Source organism: Marinobacter halophilus, from assembly GCF_003007685.1.
GTDB lineage: Bacteria > Pseudomonadota > Gammaproteobacteria > Pseudomonadales > Oleiphilaceae > Marinobacter > Marinobacter halophilus.
Map to the genome: position 1 here is coordinate 206408 of NZ_PXNN01000013.1, position 23596 is coordinate 230003.

The window sequence follows — 23596 nt, forward strand, 5'->3', positions numbered from 1 at the left end:
TCGCGAGGTTTTGGGTTTACGGATAAACCGAGATGATAAACGGACTGAACTCTCTGTCAACCTTCATTGAACGAAAGGTTAACAGCGCCAAACAAGGTGGCCGCTGCGTCACCTGCCTGTCACCACACGCCAGCCACGGGCTTTGCCAGGGCTGTCGTGACGATTTGCCGATCAACCGCTGGCACTGCCACACCTGCGCCCTGCCCCTGGCCTTCGCCACTGAGGGAATGCGCTGCGGCGAATGCCAGACCTCGCCACCGCCCTTTTCCAGGTCTCGGATTCCCTGGCGCTACCAGTTCCCGGTGGACGGCATGATTGGCCGTTACAAATACCATGGCCACCGCAAGTTCGTGCGCCCCCTGCTGACCGACTTCAGTCAATTTCTGGAACAGCAGTTACTGCCCGGCGATCGCCCGGATGTTTTGATCCCGGCCCCGATGCACTGGCTAAGGCGCTGGCAGCGGGGCTTCAATCAGGCTCAGGACATTGCGGAATTTGTCGGCGCCCGACTGGACATTCCGGTAGCCGCGAATGCCGTTCGACGAAACCGGCGAGTGAACGCGCAGCGTGGGCTGAACCGGGCCGGGCGACTGGCAAACCTGGCCAATGTCTTTCAGGTCGCAGAAGCCGTGCCAGCGCGGGTCGCCATTGTCGATGATGTGGTCACCACCGGCGCCACCGTGCGGATTCTGGCGCGCGCCCTGGCAGAGGCCGGCGCCCGTGATATTCAAGTCTGGGCGCTGGCACGCACCCCCGGCTAGTGCTCATCGAGCCTGACCCTCACGTACTCAGCCAGGGCCAGACACGACGTCAGCCCCGGTGACTCAATGCCAAAAAGGTTGATCAAACCGGCAATGCCATGTTGTTCAGGGCCGTCGATCCGGAAATCCGAGAAGTCTCCCTCGGGGCCGGTCAACTTTGGCCGGATACCGGCGTAAGCGGGCTGCAACCGGGATTGATCCAGGCCCGGCCACCATTTGCCGATACCCTCGAAAAATGCGTGAATGCGATCGGGGTTGACCGTGTAATCTTCCTCATCTATCCATTCTACATCCGGGCCGAAGCGGGCCTGGCCTGCCAGATCCAGCGTTAGATGCACACCAAGGCCACCAGGCTCAGGCAGTGGGTAGATCAAGGTATTGAACGGGTGCTTGCCGCCATAGCTGAAATAGACACCGCGAGCCAGCCACTGCCTGGGCCTGGCCGAGGCCGGCAGTCCAATCCAGTTACCGGCAAGTGCCGCGGCGCCAAGGCCGGCGGCATTGATTACCTCACGAGTCTTCAGGACAACAGCGGGCTTGCCGACCAACATCAGCCGATGGCACCCGTCGACGGACTCCGCCTGCACAACGGGGCTGTTGAGCACCAGCTGGCCTCCGGCATCTTCCAGCTCACCCAGTAGAGACAACATCAGGCCATGGCTGTTGATGATTCCGGTTTCTGCAGACCAAAGACCGGCGCTGGCGTTGATGTCAGGTATCTGACCGGCCAACGCTTTGCCATCTGCCAGTGTCAACGCCACACCGTTGCTCTCGGCCTGCCGCCGGATATCGCAGAGCCGTTCAGCCTGAGCCTGATCCGAAGCGATAATCCACTTTCCGCACTTGCGATGGCTAACTTTGTGGCTGATGCAGTAGTCATACAATAGCTGACGGCCGCGGACACACAGCCCAGCTTTGAGAGAATGTTCAGGGTAGTAAATGCCCGCGTGAATAACCTCGCTGTTGCGGGACGAGATACCCTCACCAAAGCGTGGCCCGGCCTCCAGCACCAGCACTTCCCGACCACTTCGGGCCAGTTCACGGCCAATAGCCAGGCCGATTACCCCCGCCCCAATTACCACTGTCTGCACACTGTAGCTTTCAGTACTCACCATATCTGACCATTTATCGGTGCCAAAACCAGGAAATTACCGCAGATGGAGCCCGGCTGCATTACCTGTACCCTCAGAACCGTTATACTTTATCCCATCCGCAATGGGATGCACGGAGCTTGAGTTATGTCGGACAGGAAGCAATTCATAACAGTCATGGTAGTCGCCGCTCTATTTGTCAGCTGGATTGGCTGGCGTGGCTTTGAGGTAATCAGTCTTAATGACCGGCTCATGGCAGACACCACAGTCGCCAGCTATCCCTACCAGCACCGGGTGCTCCGGGTTGAGGGAGACACTGCGGTAATCAGTTCACTTCGGTCTCATTCGGTGTCAACGCAACAAGCTCTGGCTACAGTATTCCCAGGTATGCGACACCTTGCCGATACGCACCGGGACTGGCAGAGAGCAGAACGTGAGCTGGCTCAGGTTCAAGCCCGGGCCGGTGATGTGGTGCTGGCGGCAGCCGGTGTCAAACGTGTTCGGTGGGAACTGGACGAAAACTGGTACCATCTGCAATCCATGAAATCTCGATTCGACACGGCCTTCTGAATTCTATGCAACATGAGCCTTCTGAACCAACATCATCAACTCATCCTTACGATACGCTGACGCCTGAAGTGATTCTGGGCACCCTTGAAGAGGCCGGCTTTGAGGTCAGCGGTCGGTTGTTTGCCCTGAACAGCTACGAGAACCGGGTCTATCAGATCGGGCTGGAAAACGCTCCTCCAGTGATAGCCAAATTTTATCGTCCGGGCCGCTGGTCTGAGGCTGCCATTCGGGAAGAGCACGAATTTTCTCTCGAGCTGCAGCAAGCCGACATCCCGGTCATTGCACCACTGGTCATGCCCGGCGGCGACTCACTGGGCCAGGACAACGATTTCCTGTTCGCGGTCTTCCCCCAGCGCGGAGGCCAGGCACCGGACACCAGCGTTACCGATACCCTGTACCGCCTCGGCCAATGGCTCGGTCAGATGCACAACTTCGGCGCCCGCAAAGCTTTCAAGCACCGGCCCGGGTTTGACCTGATTGACGGCATCATCAAACATAACGAGCTGTTGATCAGCGGCGGCTGGATTCCAAATGACCTGCGCCCGGCCTGGGACAGCCTGATTCCCGACTTAATTGCCGGCTGTCAGCAGCGCATGGCGGATGCCGGCCAGGTAGATACCCTGAGAATTCACGGTGACTGCCATGCGGGCAACATTCTGTGCCGGGATGAAACCATGCTATTCGTCGATCTGGACGATTGTCGCACCGGGCCTGCGGTACAGGACATGTGGTTGTTACTGAACGGCGAATCGATTGAAAAAGGCCATCAACTGGGTGAGCTACTGGAAGGCTACGAGATGTTCCGGGACTTTAACCGGCGTGAGCGCCATCTGATCGAACCCCTGCGTTGCTATCGCCAGATTGCCCATTGTGCGTGGCTGGCACGGCGCTGGGAAGACCCGGCCTTCCCCCGCTTCTTTCCCTGGTTTGCCCAGCCCCGGTACTGGTCAGATCAAATCCTGGCCCTGCGTGAACAGCTGGGCGCCCTGCAAGAGCCCGCCATCAGCCTGCCCGGGCAGTTCTAAACTTTCTGATAAGAGGTATCCATGAACGATAACGAAGCCCGTTATACCGTCCGCAGCCTTATTGTCACCGGCATTGTAACCATCATTGCCACTGTATTGGTGCTGGAGCTCAGCGGCCGTATTGACCATACCGAGCACAAGGATCACGTGCCGGTGGGTGACTTCAAGGCCATTCACATCCAGCCGGGCGACAGCTTCCGCATGTCCCGCAAGTCCTCAGAGTTGCATGCGGCCTGTGAAGATGGCTATCTGGCCATCGCCGCCGATGTTGACCCGTCGTTTCGGGGCATTCTGGTGGACTACAAAAACCGTGGCGTCAGGTGCCAGCGGCCCTCACCTATGGACCCGAACCCGGCCGCCAACTCAGACGAGCGCAGCAATGACTGAGGGCAAGGCCAGAGCACCGGAGCAGATAACGGACCGGCTGTTTGCCACCGAGCGCAATCCGGAAGACTTCCGGTTCGACGCCTCCGTGGCCCGGGTCTTCCCCGACATGATCCGCCGCTCAGTACCCGGTTACACTACGATTATTCCGATGATCGAAGTGATCACCGAGCAGTACGCGCAGCCTGGCTCGAATTGTTATGACCTTGGCTGCTCATTGGGCGCCTCCACCCTGGCCATGCGTCACGGCATCCCCTACCCGGATTGCACACTGGTGGGGGTAGACAACTCCAGTGCTATGATCGAACGCTGCGAACATTATATTGCGCTGGATGACCACGAGCTTCCCGTCACCCTGCGCTGCGAGGACCTGCTGAACACTGAGTTGAACCAGGCTGCGGTAACCACGCTGAACTTCACCCTGCAGTTTGTGCCACCGGAGCACCGGCTCAACCTGCTCACCCGCATTGCTGACGCTACGCTTCCGGGCGGCGTGCTGATTCTGTCCGAAAAGGTCCGCTTTGAGTCGGATTGTGAGCAAGACATCCAGACTCGCCTGCACCACGAGTTTAAGCGGGCCAACGGCTATTCGGATCTGGAAATCAGCCAGAAGCGCGCGGCGATCGAGAAAGTCCTGATTCCAGAGACGCTGGCCGCGCACCGTGAACGACTGCTGAACGCCGGTTTCGATCAGGTACTGGTGTGGTATCAGTGCTTCAATTTTGTTTCCATGCTGGCGATCAAAACCCGCTGATTCCAGGACACGACTCCCCCATGGCATCTTTTGACTGGCGACAACACTTCACCCCGTTTATTACTTATCTGCGGCAATCCGACCAGGCTCTCTGGGCCGACCTGCTGACTCAGCAGATGACCCGTCGTTTTGAGGACAACCCCCACGGCGATATGGCCCGCTGGCAGGCGGCGCTGGACAATCTACCACAGGTTGATGGTGCCTCTGTCGACCTGAGCCAGTCTGCCATCACCCTGGCAGCACCCGGTGCCCTGGATGCACGCCAAGCAGAACTCCTGGAGCAAGGCCTGCGCGGGCTGATGCCCTGGCGCAAAGGGCCGTTCGATTTCTTCGGGACTTACATCGACACCGAATGGCGCTCGGACTGGAAATGGGACCGGGTGGCACCGCACCTGGCGGACCTTGACGGCCGCACCATCCTCGACGTTGGCTGCGGTTCTGGCTACCACTGCTGGCGCATGGCCGGTGCCGGAGCGCGGCACGTGGTGGGGATTGATCCGGGGCTGCTGTTCCTGTTTCAGTTTCTGGCGGTCAAACGCTATCTGGGCGCGACTCCGGTAGACCTATTACCAGTGAAGATGGAAGACTTGCCTAAGGACCTGGGGCTGTTTGACACCACCTTCTCCATGGGCGTGCTCTACCACCGTCGGTCGCCGCTGGACCATCTGCTGGAGCTCAAAGGCACCTTGCGCCGTGGCGGTGAACTGGTACTGGAAACCCTGGTGGTGGACGGGCCGGAAGGCCACAGCCTGATGCCGGAAGACCGTTACGGGCAGATGCGCAACGTCTGGTTTTTGCCCAGCTGCGCCACTCTGCTGCGGTGGCTGGACCGGGCCGGATTTCGCAACGCCCGCGTGGTCGACGTCAGCGCAACCACCACCGACGAGCAACGCCAAACCGACTGGATGCGCTTTAATTCACTGGCAGACTTCCTCGACCCGGCTGACCCGAGCAAAACCATCGAGGGCTATCCCGGGCCCAAACGAGCGACCATCATCGCTGAAAAGCCCTGAATCAGCCTGCGCCTGATTAACCTGCCCAATAAACAAAAAAACCGCCTGAAGCACGAGCCGCAGGCGGTTTTTTCTATCGTCGGAGATTACGCTCCGAACGGATGGCGCAGGATTATCGTCTCAACCCGGTCAGGGCCGGTGGAGATAATGTCGATCGGCGCCTCAATCTGCTCTTCGAGGAAGCGGATATAAGCCTTGGCATTTTCCGGTAGCTGCTCGACCGTGGTCAGACCCACAGTGCTTTCGCTCCAGCCAGGCAGCTCCTCGTACACCGGCTCAATGTCGTTATAGCTGTCGCAACCGATGGGCGGACGGGTGATTTCACCCTTCGGAGTCTTGTAGCCAACGCACACCCTCACGGTGTCCAGGCCGTCCAGAACGTCCAGCTTGGTCAGGCAGATGCCAGACACACTGTTGATCTGGATAGCATGGCGCAAAGCAACCGCATCAAACCAGCCACAGCGGCGTGAACGTCCGGTGGTGGTGCCCACCTCGTTGCCTTTGACCGCCAGGTGCTGACCCATATCATCAAACAGCTCGGTCGGGAACGGACCAGAACCCACCCGGGTGGTGTAAGCCTTGGTGATGCCCAGAACATAGTCCAGATACAGCGGGCCAAAACCGGATCCGGTGGCGGTGCCACCGGCGGTGGTGTTGGACGAGGTTACGAACGGATAAGTACCCAGATCGATGTCCAGCAGGGAGCCCTGGGCGCCTTCAAACAGGATGTGTTCACCACGCTTGCGGTAGTCGTGCAGGATATCGGTAACATCCGCCGCCATCGGCAGAATTTCTTCGCTCATCAGCTTGAGTTCCGCCAACGCGGCGTCGATGTCTTCGGCTTCTTCCTTGAAGTACTGGGTCAGCACGAAGTTGTGGTATGACATGATCTCCCGCAGTTTGACCTCAAAACTGGCCATATTATAGAGATCACCCAGGCGAACGCCCCGGCGGGACACCTTGTCCTCGTAGGCCGGGCCAATACCGCGACCGGTGGTGCCAATCTTGTCATTACCCTTGGCGCGCTCACGCGCCTGGTCAATACGAACGTGGGTGCGCAGGATGATTGGGCAGGCCAGGCTGATTTTCAGGCGATCACGAACCGCCACACCGTTGGCCTCCAGTTCACGCACTTCTTTCAGCAAGGCTTCCGGCGACAGAACCACGCCATTACCAATCAGGCAGTGCACTTTCTTGCGCAGGATGCCCGAGGGAATCAGGTGCAAAGCCGTCTTTTTGCCTTCAATCACCAGCGTGTGTCCGGCATTGTGACCGCCCTGAAAACGGACGACCGCCGCCACTTTGTCTGTCAGCAAGTCAACAATTTTGCCCTTGCCTTCATCACCCCACTGGGTACCCAGCACAACAACGTTTTTACCCATGATTCTCTCTCAATTCAGACGAGCCGACGGCTCACGTCCTGCAAATTTAATCCGAAAAACAGTCGTCAGGCGATTCAGACCAGTGCCTCGACTACCCATTTGCCATCCTGTTTGCGCAACTGGCGATCACAACCCCGCTCCGCAGGGTTTGCCCCGGTATCATCCGGCAGGGCCCGCACCACCGTCTCGGTCATTCTCAGGCCGGAAATTACGCCTTCAAGCGACGGATCATCCACCGCCGGGGCCCAGATAGCGCCAGCGTGCTTTGACGGCCTTTCGCCCAGGGATGCCAGTGCCCGGATATCCAGGCTGAAACCGGTTGCCGGACGAGCACGACCAAAATCGCTGCCAATGGCGTCGTACCGGCCGCCTTTACCCACGGCATCACCATGGCCCGGCACGTAAGCCGCAAAAACCAGGCCGGTGTGATAGTTGTAACCACGCAGTTCGCAGAAATCGAAACCCAGGTCCACTTCCGGGAAATCCCTGGCCAGCATATCCGCGACCCGGCCCAGCTGGTCCAGAGCGGCATCCAGCGCCACCGACGCACCGCTGAGGATCGCACGCGCATCGTTCAGCGCCTCGATACCACCGCTGACCCGTGCCAGCTTACGCAACCGCTCACCAGCGGAGCCAGCGGGGCTATCACCCAACAAGGCATCCAGCTCCGGCACCGATTTCCGCGCCATGGCGTCAAACACAGCCACTTCGGTGTCGCGGTCAAAGCCGGCTTCGTTGATCAGGCTTTCGTAAATCGACACATGGGCCAGATCAAGGTGAACCCGGCGCAGTCCAGCCACTCTCAAGGCCTCCAACATAAGGCTGATGACTTCCAGATCAGCCGCCTCCGAGGCGCTGCCGAACAGCTCACAACCGGCCTGAATCGGAGTACGACCAGTCAACATGTGGCGCGGGCGGGTGTGCAGTACATGCCCGGCGTAGCACAGGCGAGTGATACCTTCCTGCCCGAGCGTGTGGGCGTCAATGCGGGCGGCCTGGGGTGTCATATCGGCGCGCACGCCCATCATGCGCCCGGTCAGCTGATCGGTCAGCTTGAAGGTCTGCAGCTCCAGGTCATGCCCCGTGCCAGTAAAGAGTGATTCAAGGTATTCAATCAGCGGTGGAATCACCAGCTGGTAGCCCCAGCGCTGGCAAGTATCCATTACATCCCGCCGAAGCGATTCGATCTGTCCGGCCAGCGGCGGCAAAATGTCTTCCACCCCGTCAGGCAGTAACCAGCGATCAGATACAGTCATGAGATTCTGTCGTCCGTTTTTCCAGCGCCGGCACAATAACCGGGGGAATGACTCAGGATTTAAGGTGCCAGGGTCTGGAAAACCCGAAGCAAAACCGGCGAAATTCTACACCTTTGACAGACACAAAAAAACCGGAATACCGAGGTATTCCGGTTTTTGGTCATTGTCGGGGCAATCAGTTCGCGCCCATCGGGTCCTTCAGGAACCTCATGAATGCGCTGTCTGCGTCGATGACCATGATGTCATCCTTACCCGCAAACGTATTACGATAGGCCTGCAGACTACGGTAGAAACTGTAGAACTCCTGGTCGGTACCGTAAGCGTTTGCGTAGATTTCAGCAGCCTGCCGATCGCCCTGACCACGAGTTTCCTCGGCCTCGGCAAAAGCGTTTGCCAGGGTAACTACCTTTTGGCGGTCAGCGTCAGCCCGAATACCTTCAGCCAGCTCCTGACCTCGCGAACGGAATTCCTGAGCCAGCTTTTCACGCTCGGTCGCCATACGGCGATAGACGTTTTCACTGACCTGGCCGGGGAACTCAATGGCTTTCACCCGGACATCGACAATCTCGATACCGAGCTCGTCGCCAGCGGTCTCGTTGGTAAGGTCGCGCAACTGGAGCATCAGCTCATCCCGCTGACCAGACACCACTTCATGCATGGTCCGGATACCAAACGCGTCACGCAGACCATTATCGACCCGAGACAGGATCAACGAGCGGGCACGGAACTCGTCACCGCCGGTCGCCCGATAGTACTGGTCGACGTCGCGAATACGCCAGGCGACGTAAGAATCAACATCCAATGGCTTCTTCTCAACCGTCAGGTACTGACGGGAGGGGAGATCCATGGTCAAAACCCGGACATCAAACTCCCGGATCTGATCAATGACCGGTGCCTTGAAGTGCAAGCCCGCCTGAATGTCCGTCTGAACCAGCTCACCAAAGCGCAACTTCACGCCACGATGGGTTTCCGGAATGATATATACGGTCGACAGCACCAGCAGGACAACAATCAGAGCGCCTGCCAGGCCCACTATAGCTTTGGGTCCCATATTATCTGCTCCTCCGAGTGTTAGTGTCCTGACGCGTACGCAATTCCTGCAACACCTGATCGGTCAGGGTGCCGATTTCTGCCTGGTCGGTTCTGCTGCCAGACGACCCAGAGCCACCGGTTGCACCACCGGTGCCTTGCATCAGCCGATCAAGCGGCAGGTACATCATGTTGCTGCTGCTTTCGGTGTCGATAAAGATCTTGCTGCTGTTGGCCAGCACCTCTTCAATGGTCTGGATATACATCCGCTCACGGGTAACCTCGGGGGACATTTGGTAGACCTCCAACAGTTGGGTGAAACGAGAACTTTCACCACGAGCACGCTCAACCACCTGAGTCAGGTATCCGTTCGCTTCCTCGATCATGCGCTGAGCCTGACCACGAGCTTCCGGTACGATCCGGTTGCGGTAGGTTTCGGCCTCTTCTTTCAGGCGCTGCTCGTCCTCACGGGCCCGCTGGACTTCACGGAACGCGTCCTGCACGGCCGGTGGTGGCTGGGTACTCTCGACGTTCACCCGAACGATTTCGAGGCCCGTGCCGTAATCACGCAAGAAGCTCTGCAAACGTTGCTCAACCCTAACCCCGAGTTCGGCACGGCCTTCGGTCAGCACCTCATCGAGAGATGAACTGCCCACTTCATGACGCAGCGCACTGTCGGTGGCGAAAGCAAGGGCTTCGTTGGAATCCCGAACGTTCAGTACATAAGCGCGGGCATCACCCACGCGGTACTGGACCTGCAATTCCACTGTCACCAGGTTTTCATCCATGGTCAGCATCTGGCCACTAGACTGCGCAGTGCGGACATTGGTAACACCAACCTTGAACACGCTATCAATCAGGGGCACCTTGAAACGCAGGCCCGGATCTTCGGTGGTGCTGTATTCACCGAATCGCAGAACAACCGCACGTTCCTGCGCATCTACGGTGTAGAACGACTGAACCACCACGTAACCGATCACAAGAATGGCTGCGATCGCGATAATGGCACCAAAGCCACCTGCACCGCCGCCAGAACTGCTTCCACCACCCGATTTACCTGACTTGCCGCCTTTGCCACCCAGCATCCGGTTCAGCTTGTCCAGACCCTTCTTCAGGGCCTCGTCCAGGTCTGGTGGCCCCTGATCATTGCCGCGACGACCACCACCGGTTCCCCAGGGATCGTTATCGTTGCGGTTTCCACCCGGTTCATTCCAGGCCATAATTCTCTCCGTTCATGTATTATCGAATGGCTGCAAATACTAGGGATTTATGAAGGCCCCGGCAACAGTTTGAGGTATTCATGCTGATCAATCTTCCAGGCGGACCGATGCAGCGCTTATTCCAGCACGACTCAGCAACTGTAACCAGTCGCGATTTTGCAGCCGTACTTCTACCACCGAATCACCCGTTTCCCTGTGCTCTTCACTAAGCACCGATCCGGCTTCGTGCAATAACGCTCTGAGCTTGCCATCTGCCGGGCCCAGCAGCACGAAGTGATGTATCACGTCTTCCGCCAGTCGTTCAACAACGGCATCGAACAGCATGTCCAACCCTTGCCCGGTCACCGCTGATACCCAGGCACGTACCGGAACACCCTCCTCGTTACGGTCTATACGCGGCTCGAAGTCGTCCAGCAAGTCAATCTTGTTAAACACTTGCAGCATGGGGATTTCATCTGCACCGATTTCCGCAAGCACACTTTCCACTTGCTCAATGTTGTCATCCCGGCGCTCGTCATAGCTGTCAATCACGTGCAGCAACAGCGTTGCCTGTGTCGTTTCTTCAAGGGTTGCCCTGAACGCTTCAACCAGCTTGTGCGGCAGATGCCGTATGAAACCGACCGTATCCGCCATTACGACCAGTCCTATGTCCGGAAGTTCCAGACGACGCAGTGTCGGATCGAGCGTGGCAAACAACTGATCAGCAGCATATACGCTGGCGGTGGTAATTCGGTTGAATAAAGTGGATTTTCCAGCGTTGGTGTAACCCACCAGTGACACCGTCGGAATATCCGCCCGTTTGCGCGCCCGACGCCCCTGGTCACGCTGTTTGCGGACCTTCTCGAGACGCTTGTTAATAGACTTTATACGCTCCCGGAGCAGCCGACGATCTGTTTCAAGCTGGGTTTCACCCGGGCCTCGCAGGCCAATACCGCCCTTCTGGCGCTCAAGGTGCGTCCAGCCACGGATCAGACGAGTCGACATGTGCTCGAGTTGTGCAAGCTCAACCTGCAGCTTGCCTTCGTGGGTGCGGGCACGCTGGGCAAAAATGTCGAGAATAACCCCGGTGCGGTCCAGTACGCGGCACTGAAGTTCCCGTTCAATGTTTCGCTCTTGACTGGGTTTCAGGGCGTGATTGAACAAAACGACATCGGCCTCGTAGGCTGCCACGGCATCCCGGATTTCTTCCAGCTTGCCATCACCCACAAACAGTCTCGGGCTTGGCTGTTTGCGAGTGCCGGTCACCATGGTCATCGGTTCAACACCAGCCGACGTCACCAGTTCCCGAAACTCACCGGGGTCTTCAGTGTCATCGTGTGCTGTAAATTCTATGTGGACGAGAATCGCCCGCTCACCAACGTCAGGACGTTCAAACAAGATAGTTCAAGCTCCATAAAAACAAACACCCGCGGCCATTCGAGCTCTTAGGCTGTCCTGGAACGCGGGTGTGGGAAACCGGAAGTGTCCGCAAAGATCAGTCTTCAGACTCACCCTCAGCCGGGTTCTGAGGCGGCAAGCGCACATTACGCGCGGGCACCACAGTAGAAATCGCGTGCTTGTAGACCATCTGGCTGACGGTATTCTTCAGCAGAATGACAAATTGGTCAAAGGATTCAATCTGTCCCTGCAGCTTGATGCCGTTGACCAGGAAGATAGAAACCGGAATGCGTTCCTTGCGCAAAGCATTGAGGTAAGGGTCTTGTAAAGAGTGCCCTTTTGACATGTGTTTTCTCCTGTTTATGAGTAAATGCAGATCGTCATTTTTCTGAATTAAATGTGGTGTGAAGCCCGGATTTTTTCAAGGTTTCAATCACCACTTGCGGATCACCAACGCTCAGCCAGTGAACATTTGGCCATTTACGTAGCCAGGTAAGCTGCCGTTTGGCCAACTGGCGGGTGGCAGCCACTCCCTTACTAACAAACGCCTCATAATCACTGCTGCCCGAAAGATAATCCCAGGCCTGCCGATAACCAACGCAACGCATCGATGGCATGTCAGAATTGAGATTACCCCGCTCCATCAGGATTTCCACTTCATTCAGGAATCCCGACTCAAGCATAGCCTGAAAGCGCTGCTGTATCCGCTGATGCAGCTCGGAACGCTCGACTGGCGCTAAGGCAAACTGTGAAACAGTATACGGCAGGCTCGGGCTTTCGTCTGCCTGCCAGCGAGTAAAATAGGTGTAATCCTCAATGCCCGACAGGTTATCCCCTGAGGAAGTTCCAGACGGCGCCTGCCAGATTTCCGAAATTGGCCTTCCGGTCAGGCGGATCACTTCAAGCGCACGCATCAGACGCTGGCGATTATTGGGGTGAATCAACCCGGCCGCCACCGGGTCACGGGCCGCCAGTTCGCGGTGCAACTGCTCCCAGCCGTGTTCTTTAGCTTCCCGCTCAAGTTGCTCCCGCAGCGCGGGACTGGCGGAGGGCAGGTCCGACATACCGTGCAGCAGCGCCTTGAAGTACATCATGGTGCCGCCAACCAGCAAAGGGATGCGGCCGCGACCGGTAATTTCCGCCATCTCAGCCAGCGCATCGCGGCGAAAATCCGCAGCGGAGTATGTGTCAGCAGGATCGCAAATATCGATTAACCGGTGCGGCGCTGTGGTCAGTTCCTCAGCACCCGGTTTCGCCGTCCCTATATCCATGCCGCGATAAACCATCGCGGAATCCACGCTGATGATGTCACAGGGCAGGCGCCGGCAGAGCTCAATGGCAAGATCGGTTTTGCCAGAGGCGGTCGGCCCCATCAGGAAAATGGCCGGTGGCAAGGGCGCTGGAGCGTCAGGTTCGGACATAATTGACTTAACGGCCCCTCAGGAACAGCTTGTCGAGCTCGGAAAGGGTGACCAGGGTCCATGTTGGTCGGCCATGGTTACACTGGCCACTGCGCTCGGTGGCTTCCATATCACGCAGCAGCGAATTCATTTCCGGAATCGTCAGTTGGCGGTTGGCCCGCACTGAGCCATGACAGGCCATGGTGCCCAGCAATTCATGGGTCACGGCTTCAATGCGATCGCTCTGACCATGTTCGATCAGATCCGCGAGCACGTCGCGCACCAGTTGTTCGGTGTTCGCCCCGCGCAACAACGCCGGAATCTGCCGCACGGCCAAGGTTTCTGGTCCGATTCGTTCAATCTGCAAGCCCAGATGCCGCAACTCCTCGCCGTGGGTTTCGGCCAGAGCGGCTTCTTTCTGGCTGACCGCCAGTGACAGCGGCACCAACAAAGGCTGAGTTTTCAGATCCTGCTCGACCAGAGCCCGCTTCATTCGCTCATAGGTGATGCGCTCGTGGGCCGCGTGCATGTCAACCACAATCATACCCGCTTTGCCCTGAGCGAGAATGTAAATCCCGTGCAATTGCGCAATGGCATAGCCCAGTGGTGGCTCCTCAGCGCTGTCATGCGGTGGTGTGGTCGGGATCTGCTGCGATGATGAATGACCTGGCCCTGAGGCCACTCCGCCGCCCTCGTTCAGGGACTGGTAGAACGCCATTTGGTCACTGGCCTTCCATTCCTGCTGCGGTGGCATAGCCGCTGAATGGCCGAAACCACCCTGCCCTGACAACTGCCCGGGCATCATCGATGCCGGTTGAGTTCCATAGAGCGACACAGGGGCAGGCGAATCCGTCGGTGACGCCCCCTGTTCCCGACCAAAAGATTGTGCGACCGCACCTCTGAACTGGTCATCCGGGCGCACATCCGCCAACGCCCGGTGCAAGGTTCGGAAGATGAAGTCGTGAACCAGGCGACCATCGCGGAACCTCACTTCATGCTTGGTGGGGTGCACGTTGACATCAACGGTGGCGGGGTCCACTTCAAGATACAGCACAAAGGCAGGATGACGATTGTTGTAAAGCACATCCCGATAGGCCTGCCGCACAGCGTGAGCGACCAGTTTGTCCCGGATCACCCGACCGTTAACGAAGAAATACTGCAAGTCAGACTGACTGCGCGAGAACGTCGGCAAGGCTACCCAGCCCCACAACCTCAGGCCGGTTGCTTCAGCATCGATCACCACCGCGTTGTCAATGAACTGCTGACCACACAGCGAACCAATCCGCCGCTCCTTGTCGACCTCGGATTCCGCAGGTCGCAAACTCTGCACCACACGCTGGTTGTGGCGCAGGGTGAAACCGGCGTCAAAACGGCTCAGGGCCTGCCGGCGAATGCACTCTTCCACATGGTTGAATTCGGTTTTCTCGGTACGCAGGAATTTGCGTCGTGCCGGAGTATTGAAGAACAGGTCACGGACTTCCACCGTGGTACCGACCGGGTGGGCGGCGGGGGAGATGCGCGCATCCATATCGCGACCTTCTACCTCAACACGGGCAGCGGCTTCCTGAGTTTCGGTTCGCGAGGTCAGTGCCAGACGGGAAACCGAGCTGATACTGGCAAGAGCCTCACCCCGGAAGCCAAGAGTGCCGACCGCTTCGAGATCGTCCAAGGTCAGGATTTTGCTGGTGGCATGCCGGCTCAATGCCAAGGGCAGATCGGACTCATCAATACCCGAGCCGTCATCACGCACCCGGATCAGCTTTGCGCCGCCCTGCTCCACTTCAATATCAACCCGGCTAGCGCCGGCATCCAGCGCGTTTTCCACCAGTTCTTTGACAACTGAGGCTGGGCGCTCCACCACTTCACCAGCGGCAATCTGGTTGGCAAGCCGGGGCGAGAGCAACTGAATGTGGGGCATATCCGGGAACTACCTCTTGATCAGGATGAGGGAATACGAATGGTTTGCCCTACCATAACACGATCGTCGTTCATCCCGTTAAAGCGCATCAGCTCACTGACGGTGGTCTGATTTTGCCTGGCGACGCCCGACAGCGTGTCACCGCGCTGAATACGATAACGGCTGATCTGGCCACCGCCGCGCTGATTTTCCTTTTGCCAGGCCAGCAGTGTGCCTGGTGGTGGAGTACGCTGAAAATGGTCATTGATACCGTCCATGACGGCGCTGGCCAGACGGTTCCGATACCTCTCGGAACCCAGATTCTTTTCTTCTGTGGGGTTAGATATGAAGCCCGCCTCTACCAGTATCGAGGGAATGTCCGGCGATTTCAGGACCGCAAAAGCTGCCTGCTCCACGCCCGGCTTGTGCAATTTTGCGACATCGCCCAGTTTGCCCAGCACCGAACTGCCGACCCCCAGACTGGCGTTGATACTGGCCGTCATCGACAAGTCCAGCAGCACCCCGGCGAGCATATCGTCACGGCCATCGAGGGACAGCCCGCCGGCGCCGCCGATCAAGTCGGAGCGATTTTCACTCTGCGCCAGCCACCGTGCGGTTTCACTGGTAGCTCCCCGTTGCGACAAGGCAAAAACCGAGGCGCCGCTGGGCTGTGGCGTGCGGAAGGCATCAGCATGCATCGAGACAAACAGGTCGGCGTTGTATTTGCGGGCTAACAGCGTGCGATTGCGCAGACCAATGTAATAATCCCCGGTGCGCGTGAGTTTCGCAGTATAGCCTGGCTGCTTGTTAATCAGTTCAGCCAGTGTTTTGGACATTTTGAACACCACGTCTTTTTCCCGGGTGCCCCGGGGGCCAATGGCGCCAGGATCTTCACCGCCATGGCCCGGGTCAATTACCACCACAATGTCGCGCTTGCCGGCGGAATCCTGGGTGACCGTCGGGCTGGCCGCGCGTTCCAGACGACTGCCTTGCTCATCAATCAGGTCAACCACCAGACGGTGCCCGTATTGCTGGTTTGGTTCCAGCACAAAGCTGCGGGGTTTGATGTCGCTTTTCAGATCCAGAACCACCCGCAGGTCGCTGCCATTGCGCGGCGCACTCCGTATACGCTGTATCGGGCTACCGCTCAGGTCGACCTTGCTGAGATCTGCTTTCAGGGCGGTACCCTTCAGGTCGATGACCAGCCTTGGCGGCCCCGAAAGCGCAAACACATTATGATCCACGCCACCCTGAGTATCGAGGACAAGGCGAGTATGATCCGGCGCCGGCCAGATCCGAACCCCTTCAATTTGAGTGCCGGCCTGAACCAGGCTGGCGACCAGGGCCAGCATTAAAACCAGTACAATTTTCATAAATCCGGCCCTATCAACTCAATGTTGTTCAGCAGCGATGCTCCAAATTCCGACCGGGCCCGCAACACCACCGATCGTCCGTCATCCTGCCGTTCAAGATGTATCTCGAGATCCGGATCGGGCAATACGCCTTGACCGCGCTCAGGCCATTCGATCAGGCAAAAACTACGTTCAGAGAAATAATCCCGAATGCCCATATATTCCAGTTCCTCAGGGTCGCCCAGGCGGTACAGATCAAAATGGTAAACGGGCGGCTCCAGCTCTTCATAGGGTTCTACCAGCGTGTAGGTGGGACTCTTTACCGCACCCTCGTGCCCCAGACCACGCATAACGCCCCGACTGAGAGTGGTTTTACCCATACCAAGTTCACCGTCCAGAAACACGGTGACGCCCCGCCCTGAGGCTTTGACCAGCGAAGCCAGCTCACCGCCCAGTTGTTCGGTTTCTGATTCGCTCTCCAGAAAAAACCGGCGTTCGTTGCCGAAGATATTCATAGCTGCTCCCGGTCATGATTTCTATCAACCCGTTCCGTTTTTCTCAGGACCCTGGGCACGGCGTCAATGACGTCAGCAGGCGTCAATCCCATATATCCGACCTGTTGTGCAGCATAATCCGCTGCCGCCAGATGCAGCGCAGCGGCCATCACAGTAACCCGTTCAGGGTCAGCCATCTGACCCATCAATGCGCCAATCATTCCCGACAAGACATCACCCATCCCGCCGGTGGCCATGCCCGGGTTTCCCCCGGCAATTATAGATGATTGCCCGTGATCACCGACTACCACGGTGCCCGCGCCTTTCAGCAGCACCACCCCGCCCCAGATTTTCTGAATTCGGCGGCCGGCCGACAGGCGATCGGCTTCTATTTCATGGACCTTGCATCCCAGTAGCCGGGCAGCCTCGCCAGGGTGCGGCGTCAGAATATGATTGTCAGCAGCCACCGGCTCGCGCGCAGCCATCAGGTTCAGGGCGTCGGCATCCAGTACCCGGGGCTTGCCGCTCGCCAGAACCTGTTGCAACATCTGCTGGCCCCAGGCCGACTGGCCCATGCCCGGGCCACACACCAACACGTCCGCTTTTGCCAGCAAAGATTTCAGCCCAGAGCCGTGAACCACGCCGTGAACCATTAGAAACGGACACCGGGCCAACGCCGCGGTCACGTGCTCCGGACGCGTGACCAGAGAAACCAGCCCTGCGCCTGTCCGGGAAGCTGCCTCCGCCGCCATGATGCCTGCGCCACCAAAACCTCGATCACCCGCCACCACCAGCACATGACCAAAACGTCCTTTATGGGCGTTCATCGGCCTGACGGGCAGCCAGTGTCGGCAGTCTTGCCAGCTGTGCAGTGCCGAAATCGGCTGCTCGCCGCTTTCAGTGACGTCGTGGCCGGTATCGAGCGCATCAAACACAACTTTGCCGCACACGCCGGCACCAGCGCCGGTATACAAGCCCGCTTTCGACCCGATAAAGGTTACCGTCAGCTGTGCGTGAACGACTTCGCCTTCGGCCGACCCGGTGGTGGCATCAAGCCCGGAGGGCATATCCACCGCCAACACCGGCAACGCCGACCTGTTGATCTGACGAATGATACCGGCAACCGGCTCCCGGGGCGCCCCGGTCACGCCGGTTCCTAACATGGCATCCACCACCAGGCCTGCCGAAGACAGCTGGCGACTTATATCGGCCTCGTTCAACTCGTTGAGCTCGGCAATCGGAACACCATCGGCCCGGGCCTTGTTCAGTGCCTTGAGCGCATCGCCCTGCAGTTTTCCGGTAGGCGCAACGGCGATACATTCCACCAATAGTCCGTGGCGCCGGGCATTCGCTGCCACCAGATAACCATCACCACCATTATTCCCTGCCCCACAAAATATCAGAACCGAATCAGGCGCTGGCCAGTGCTTGATCAGCTGACGAAACGCTGAACGCGCCGCCGACTGCATCAGTTCAAAGCCATCAACACCTTGCTGATCAATCAGATAACGGTCCATCGCCCGAACCGAATCGGCGGAATAGAGGGCTTCTGGTAGACTATGCGCAGTGCGCGTGAACATTCGCCGGAACTCCCGTTAAAGAAACCAGTTTAAGAAAACTGGCCAGACACCTGTAAAGAATAGCAAAACAGGAAAAAAGGTCATAACTTAATCAAATTAAATCTTCGCAGGTTACGCTGCCAGCATCGAATTCATGACATCGACACAGAAGCCAGATGACACCGCAACGGAAACCCCGGCCCTCGCGGCCCTGCCCGGCCAGATCCGGCAATGGGCGCAAGAGCTGGGCTTTGCCGACGCTGGCATAACCGGCGCCGATACCGGCCCCCATGCCGAACGACTGCAACAATGGCTGAACGCCGGCTACCACGGTGAGATGGCCTACATGGCCGATCATGGCGGCAAACGCTACACCCCGGATTCGCTGGTACCGGGCACGCTGCGGGTTATTTCAGTTCGCATGGATTACCTGACCTCCCCGGATAGCCCCGGGCAGGCACTGGCCGATAGGGAAACCGCCTACATAACCCGCTACGCTCTGGGCCGCGATTACCACAAGCTGATGCGCAAACGTTTGGCCAAGCTGGCCAAACGTATTAACGAGGCGGTCAGCGGGTACGACTACCGCGCCTTCGTCGACAGCGCACCGGTGCTGGAACGAGGCTTGGCGCAGCGCGCAGGTCTGGGCTGGATTGGCAAGAACAACATGGTCATTCACCCGAAAGCCGGCTCTTATTTTTTCCTGGGCGAAATCTTTACCAGTGCGCCTTTACCTGTAGATCCGCCGTTTGACAGCCAGCATTGCGGCTCCTGCTCGGCCTGCCTGGAGGTTTGCCCGACCGATGCCTTTGTGGGTGCTCACTTACTGGATGCCCGCCGCTGCATCAGTTACCTCACCATTGAGCTCAAAGGACCCATCCCCGAAGAGCTGCGTGCGAAAATGGGCAACCGGGTGTTTGGCTGCGACGACTGCCAGCTGGTTTGTCCCTGGAATAAATTCAGCAAACCAACTCGGGAAACGGATTTTCTGCCCCGCCATAAGCTCGACAACTCGGCCCTTGCGGAGCTGTTTTTGTGGAGCGAGCAGGAGTTTCTGGAGCGCACCGAAGGCTCCGCCATTCGCCGAACCGGTTATGAGAACTGGCTGCGCAATCTGGCGGTGGGCTTGGGCAACGCCCCGCCCACCATTCCGGTGATTGAGGCGTTAAAGCAGCGTGCAGACCACCCCTCAGAGCTGGTCCGGGAGCATGTGGCTTGGGCTCTGCGCCGGCACGGGTTGTAGCTTGCAGCCAGATTTACAGCTTGAAGAAGTGCTCGCGGTAGTGGCGCAATTCCTCGATGGAATCCCGGATATCATCAAGCGCCAGGTGGCTGCCTTTTTTCTTGACGCCATCAAGTACATCCGGGCGCCAGCGGCGGGCAAGTTCTTTAACGGTGGAGACATCCAGGTTGCGGTAGTGAAAGAAGCCTTCAAGCTCAGGCATGTATTTGACCAGGAAGCGCCGATCCTGGCCGATGCTGTTCCCGCAAAGGGGTGACTGGCCTTTGATCAGGTGTTGCTTGAGGAATTCGAGGGTTTGTTGTTCGGCCTCGGTTTCGCTGATGCTGCTGTCTTTGACTCGTTGGGTCAGGCCACTGGCACCATGAGTATTGGTGCACCACTCGTCCATGCTGTCCAGCAAGCTGTCGGGCTGATGTATAGCAATCACTGGGCCTTCGGCGACGGTGTTCAGTTCCGAATCAGTAATAATCGTGGCCATCTCGATAATCCGCTCTTTCTCCGGATCCAGGCCAGTCATTTCCAGGTCTATCCATACCAGTCGGTTGCCGTTGCTCATCTCTTTGAAACCTATGCCGTTGAAAGTGGGTGCCTGTGCAATTTCAAAACTCTGCCTATTGTCCATGATTCACGTATCATGTGTCACACCACTTTCCCGCAACGCACGGAACCCAATGGCCAAGCGCAAACTGAACAACCGCCAGCAATGGCGCATCGAGAAAATCCAGAAAGATCGGGCCACTCGTGCTGCGCGCAGAGAACAGTCGGTCGTGCAACAGGATGAAGCCGGAGAATTGGGGCAGGAGCAAGAAGGGTTAGTGATTGCCCACTACGGCCAGCAACTGGACATCGAAGCTCTGGAAGGCGATGAGCCTGGCCGGGTGTTCCGTTGTTTTGTAAGGGCGAATATCGACAGCCTGGTAACCGGTGACCGGGTGGTCTGGCGGCCCGGGAAAAGCGAGACAGGGGTCATCGTCGCCCGCTGTGAACGAGGCAATTTACTGCAGCGGCCCGACAATTTCGGCGCCCTCAAACCCGTTGCGGCGAACATCGATCACATTGTTCTGGTGATTGCGCCGGAGCCGGAACCCCATGACAACCTGATTGACCGCTACCTGGTGGCTTCCGAGAGTTGCGATATTCCGGCGGTGATCCTGCTCAACAAGACTGACCTGATCAACGATCAGAACCGCAGGCAGATTGATACCCTGCTGTCTCGCTACGAAGGGTTAGGCTACAAGGTTGCCAGAACGTCTGCCACCGCCGGTGACGGCAAACCCGCGCCGGAAGTGGAAGCACTGGTGCGGGACCAGACCACAGTGTTTGTGGGACAATCCGGGGTCGGCAAATCGTCAATTATTCAGACGCTGCTGCCGGATGAACTGCTCAGGGTGGGTGCGGTGTCTGAAAGTACCGGCAAGGGCGTGCACACCACCACCACCGCCAAGCTGTTCCACCTGCCTGCCGGCGGCGACCTGATTGACTCCCCGGGCATTCGGGAATTTGGCCTCTGGCACATGACCCCGCAAGAAGTGGAATACGGGTTTCGGGAAATCCGGCCACTGATCGGCATGTGCAAGTTTCGCAATTGCCGCCATATGGGCGACCCGGGCTGCGCTCTGGATGCCGCAGTGGAAGCGGGCACCGTGTCCCGGGAGCGACTGAAGAGCTTTCATCGGATTCTGCAGGCCATGGCTGAGCAGCAAGCTCGCGGACTCAAGCTTACTTGAGCAGGGCCAGGCGCTGATCCTGGCCAGAACCTACCAGTTCAGATCTCCCGGCGCTGGTTGCTCACGCTCCTGGAACCAGTCACCGCTTTCCAGCCGATCAGACGCTTCCTGCTGCTCCTCTTCACTTGGCTGGGTAAGGTCAATCACCGGCTGATCAGATCGTCCGGCGCCCGTTTCGATACTATCTGCGGCTTTCTTGTTCAGCACGATGATGGAAATGCGGCGGTTAACGGGTGCCGTCGGGTTATTTTTTTCAAACAGCACCGAATCACTCAATCCGACCACCCGGGCAATCTGCTCCATGCGGACACCGCCGGCGACCAGTGCCCGGCGCGCTGTATTGGCTCTATCGGACGAAAGCTCCCAGTTGGTATAACCTGGCCGGCCCCTGAAAGGCGTCGCGTCGGTATGCCCGGTGATGCTGAGCTTGTTGTTGACCGAGCCCAGCGTGCTGGCTAGTTCAAACAGAATGTCTTGCGAGTAATATTTCAGCTCATCCCGACCGCTGTCGAACATCGGGCGCCCTGAACGGTCGACGATCTGGACTCTCAACCCCTCATCGGTAATGTCGATCAGCAGCTGATCCTTGAACTCCTGCAAGGTGTCGTTTTGCTCAATACGCTCCTGAAGCTGCTGAAACAATTGCTGCATCCGCCGTTGCTCCAGGGTATCCGCCAACTGATCAACCACCTCATCCTGAATCTGGACAGGGTTTGATTCGATATCCTGGGTCGCCTCGTTGATGACCGAGGCACTGCCACCCAGGTCCACCGGGCTGGACGCGCCGCCCTCCATGAAACCAACGGGATCTTTGAAATAGCCCTCAACGGCGAGCTTTTGTTCGGGGGACGCGGTCGCCGTCAGCCAGAGCACCAAAAAGAACGCCATCATGGCAGTGGCAAAATCCGCAAACGCAACTTTCCAGGAGCCGCCGTGGTGACCGGCCACTATTTTCTTTTTGCGTTTGATGATGATCGGCTGTTCTTCCACGCCTTAACTCCGGCTGTCGCCGCTCCGATAACTACTTGGAGCGGACGTGATCGTTCAGTTCCTGGAAGCCAGGCCGTTTGTCGGTAGGTAATGATTTGCGACCAAATTCAATGGCCATCTGCGGAGCCTGTCCGGACACGGTCGCCACGATGGCCGACTTCACACATTCATAAGCCTTCAGCTCATACTTGGCAGAGTGTTCCATGGAGATGGACATTGGCCCCACAAAACCGTAACCCATCCAGATGCCCAGAAAGGTACCAACCAATGCCGCAGCCACGCTGAGGCCGATTTTTTCAGGCCCCTCAGTCAGGAAGTTCATGGTGATGACGATACCCAGAACCGCCGCCACAATACCGAGGCCAGGCAGGGCATCTGCAATTTTGTTTACCGCATGAGAAGGCTCTTCAAGCTCGTGCTGGCGATTATCTATTTCGTTCTCCATCATGCCTTCAAGCTCATGGGGCGCCATGTTGCCGGAACTGATTATGCGTAGGTAATCAGTGATAAAATCACGCAAATGGCGGGACTTCATAATCGCCGGGTAACGGGTGAAAATCTGGCTATTCTCGGGGTTGTCGATATCTTCCTCTATTGCCATCACACCCTGCTTGCGGGATTTATCAAACACTTCGTACAGCAGGCTGAGTAAGTCCATGTAGTAGGATTTGTTAAAAGGAGAACCAGTGAGCAGGCGCATGAAACCCTTGCCGACCTCTTTGACAGTATGCATCGGGTTGGCGATGATAAAAGACCCTACGGCCGCACCACCGATGATCAGCACCTCTGTCGGCTGCCACAAGACCGCAAGATTGCCTCCATGCAGGACGTACCCGCCAAGCACGCTCACTACAACTATCACCGCACCAATAATCAGCAGCATGGGTAAATGTACGCCTTTTGTTGTCTGGTTGACCGCTACCGCTAGCCAGGAGGAGTCGTTTACGACCGTAACCGGCACGGCGTCCTGATCATAGCAAGCCTCTGAGCCAACAGCGAAGCCGTGAAACAATTTCTATACACAGCGCCGTGTTTGCTAAACTGCCGGCTTTGTTCTGCCGAGACTCTTTAA

23 protein-coding genes are annotated in these 23596 nt (G+C 57.8%); 8 read left to right on the forward strand and 15 right to left on the reverse strand.

Features of this window, described 5'->3' with window-relative positions:
• The first annotated feature begins 32 nt into the window (after positions 1 to 32).
• Positions 33 to 761 carry a ComF family protein gene (locus tag C7H08_RS10820; protein ID WP_106671754.1) on the forward strand — a complete coding sequence of 243 codons (729 nt, stop codon included), beginning with the start codon at positions 33 to 35 and terminating at the stop codon, positions 759 to 761.
• Here C7H08_RS10820 and C7H08_RS10825 read toward each other — a convergent pair.
• Entirely contained in the window at positions 758 to 1876 is a 1119-nt protein-coding gene (locus C7H08_RS10825; protein WP_165793955.1) for an NAD(P)/FAD-dependent oxidoreductase, read from the reverse strand. The two genes, C7H08_RS10820 and C7H08_RS10825, sit on opposite strands and share 4 nt — an antisense overlap.
• 123 nt (positions 1877 to 1999) lie before the next feature.
• On the opposite strand from C7H08_RS10825, the gene C7H08_RS10830 reads away from it, so the two are divergent.
• Genes C7H08_RS10830 through cmoB form a run of 5 tightly spaced genes read left to right on the forward strand, consistent with a single transcriptional unit; the run spans position 2000 to position 5598 of the window.
• The gene (locus tag C7H08_RS10830) at positions 2000 to 2422 is read left to right on the forward strand and encodes a hypothetical protein (RefSeq protein WP_106671755.1); all 423 of its coding nucleotides are present in this window, start codon (positions 2000 to 2002) and stop codon (positions 2420 to 2422) included.
• A 5-nt stretch (positions 2423 to 2427) separates the two neighbouring features.
• Positions 2428 to 3447, forward strand: coding sequence for a serine/threonine protein kinase (locus C7H08_RS10835; RefSeq protein WP_106671756.1), 1020 nt, complete (start codon positions 2428 to 2430; stop codon positions 3445 to 3447).
• Positions 3448 to 3468: 21 nt separating this feature from the next.
• Positions 3469 to 3834, forward strand: coding sequence for a PA3694 family proteiin (locus C7H08_RS10840; RefSeq protein WP_106671757.1), 366 nt, complete (start codon positions 3469 to 3471; stop codon positions 3832 to 3834).
• A complete protein-coding gene (gene cmoA, locus C7H08_RS10845; protein WP_106671758.1) occupies positions 3827 to 4585 on the forward strand; it encodes a carboxy-S-adenosyl-L-methionine synthase CmoA in 759 nt (252 codons plus the stop codon). Before C7H08_RS10840 ends, cmoA begins: the two co-directional genes overlap by 8 nt.
• Positions 4586 to 4605: 20 nt before the next feature.
• Entirely contained in the window at positions 4606 to 5598 is a 993-nt protein-coding gene (cmoB, locus tag C7H08_RS10850; RefSeq protein ID WP_106671759.1) for a tRNA 5-methoxyuridine(34)/uridine 5-oxyacetic acid(34) synthase CmoB, read from the forward strand.
• An 86-nt stretch (positions 5599 to 5684) separates the two neighbouring features.
• Here cmoB and C7H08_RS10855 read toward each other — a convergent pair whose 3' ends face one another.
• The 11 genes from C7H08_RS10855 to C7H08_RS10905 all read right to left on the reverse strand — a co-directional run bounded on the left by C7H08_RS10855 (position 5685) and on the right by C7H08_RS10905 (position 18585).
• A complete protein-coding gene (locus C7H08_RS10855; protein WP_106671760.1) occupies positions 5685 to 6980 on the reverse strand; it encodes an adenylosuccinate synthase in 1296 nt (431 codons plus the stop codon).
• Between the two features lie 74 nt (positions 6981 to 7054).
• On the reverse strand, positions 7055 to 8236 hold the full coding sequence (locus C7H08_RS10860; RefSeq protein WP_106671761.1) for an ATP phosphoribosyltransferase regulatory subunit: 1182 nt from the start codon (positions 8234 to 8236) through the stop codon (positions 7055 to 7057).
• Positions 8237 to 8411: 175 nt separating this feature from the next.
• Positions 8412 to 9287, reverse strand: a complete 876-nt coding sequence (gene hflC, locus C7H08_RS10865; protein ID WP_106671762.1) for a protease modulator HflC — start codon at positions 9285 to 9287, stop codon at positions 8412 to 8414.
• Between the two features lies 1 nt (position 9288).
• Entirely contained in the window at positions 9289 to 10485 is a 1197-nt protein-coding gene (gene hflK, locus C7H08_RS10870; RefSeq protein WP_106671763.1) for an FtsH protease activity modulator HflK, read from the reverse strand.
• Between the two features lie 87 nt (positions 10486 to 10572).
• Positions 10573 to 11865: a ribosome rescue GTPase HflX gene (gene hflX / locus C7H08_RS10875; RefSeq protein WP_227663243.1), complete on the reverse strand. Its 1293-nt coding sequence runs from the start codon at positions 11863 to 11865 to the stop codon at positions 10573 to 10575.
• A 94-nt stretch (positions 11866 to 11959) separates the two neighbouring features.
• Complete coding sequence (hfq, locus tag C7H08_RS10880) at positions 11960 to 12208, reverse strand: RNA chaperone Hfq (RefSeq protein WP_044384232.1); 249 nt, start codon at positions 12206 to 12208, stop codon at positions 11960 to 11962.
• A 34-nt stretch (positions 12209 to 12242) separates the two neighbouring features.
• Positions 12243 to 13283 carry a tRNA (adenosine(37)-N6)-dimethylallyltransferase MiaA gene (gene miaA / locus C7H08_RS10885; protein ID WP_106671765.1) on the reverse strand — a complete coding sequence of 347 codons (1041 nt, stop codon included), beginning with the start codon at positions 13281 to 13283 and terminating at the stop codon, positions 12243 to 12245.
• Between the two features lie 7 nt (positions 13284 to 13290).
• Entirely contained in the window at positions 13291 to 15180 is a 1890-nt protein-coding gene (gene mutL / locus C7H08_RS10890) for a DNA mismatch repair endonuclease MutL (RefSeq protein WP_106671766.1), read from the reverse strand.
• Between the two features lie 20 nt (positions 15181 to 15200).
• Positions 15201 to 16532 carry an N-acetylmuramoyl-L-alanine amidase gene (locus C7H08_RS10895; RefSeq protein WP_106671767.1) on the reverse strand — a complete coding sequence of 444 codons (1332 nt, stop codon included), beginning with the start codon at positions 16530 to 16532 and terminating at the stop codon, positions 15201 to 15203.
• Complete coding sequence (gene tsaE / locus C7H08_RS10900; RefSeq protein ID WP_106671768.1) at positions 16529 to 17026, reverse strand: tRNA (adenosine(37)-N6)-threonylcarbamoyltransferase complex ATPase subunit type 1 TsaE; 498 nt, start codon at positions 17024 to 17026, stop codon at positions 16529 to 16531. The genes C7H08_RS10895 and tsaE overlap by 4 nt, the downstream gene beginning before the upstream one ends.
• Positions 17023 to 18585: an NAD(P)H-hydrate dehydratase gene (locus C7H08_RS10905; RefSeq protein ID WP_106671769.1), complete on the reverse strand. Its 1563-nt coding sequence runs from the start codon at positions 18583 to 18585 to the stop codon at positions 17023 to 17025. Before C7H08_RS10905 ends, tsaE begins: the two co-directional genes overlap by 4 nt.
• Before the next feature lie 133 nt (positions 18586 to 18718).
• Here C7H08_RS10905 and queG point away from each other — a divergent pair, with 133 nt between their 5' ends.
• A complete protein-coding gene (queG, locus tag C7H08_RS10910; protein WP_106671770.1) occupies positions 18719 to 19807 on the forward strand; it encodes a tRNA epoxyqueuosine(34) reductase QueG in 1089 nt (362 codons plus the stop codon).
• 13 nt (positions 19808 to 19820) lie between these two features.
• Here queG and orn read toward each other — a convergent pair whose 3' ends face one another.
• Entirely contained in the window at positions 19821 to 20363 is a 543-nt protein-coding gene (gene orn / locus C7H08_RS10915; protein WP_106672091.1) for an oligoribonuclease, read from the reverse strand.
• 115 nt (positions 20364 to 20478) lie between these two features.
• Here orn and rsgA point away from each other — a divergent pair, with 115 nt between their 5' ends.
• Positions 20479 to 21534, forward strand: coding sequence for a small ribosomal subunit biogenesis GTPase RsgA (gene rsgA, locus C7H08_RS10920; protein WP_106671771.1), 1056 nt, complete (start codon positions 20479 to 20481; stop codon positions 21532 to 21534).
• A gap of 30 nt (positions 21535 to 21564) precedes the next feature.
• On the opposite strand, the gene motB is transcribed toward rsgA, so the two are convergent.
• The gene (gene motB / locus C7H08_RS10925) at positions 21565 to 22524 is read right to left on the reverse strand and encodes a flagellar motor protein MotB (protein ID WP_106671772.1); all 960 of its coding nucleotides are present in this window, start codon (positions 22522 to 22524) and stop codon (positions 21565 to 21567) included.
• Positions 22525 to 22555: 31 nt separating this feature from the next.
• The gene (gene motA, locus C7H08_RS10930) at positions 22556 to 23407 is read right to left on the reverse strand and encodes a flagellar motor stator protein MotA (protein WP_106671773.1); all 852 of its coding nucleotides are present in this window, start codon (positions 23405 to 23407) and stop codon (positions 22556 to 22558) included.
• Positions 23408 to 23596 lie beyond the last annotated feature (189 nt).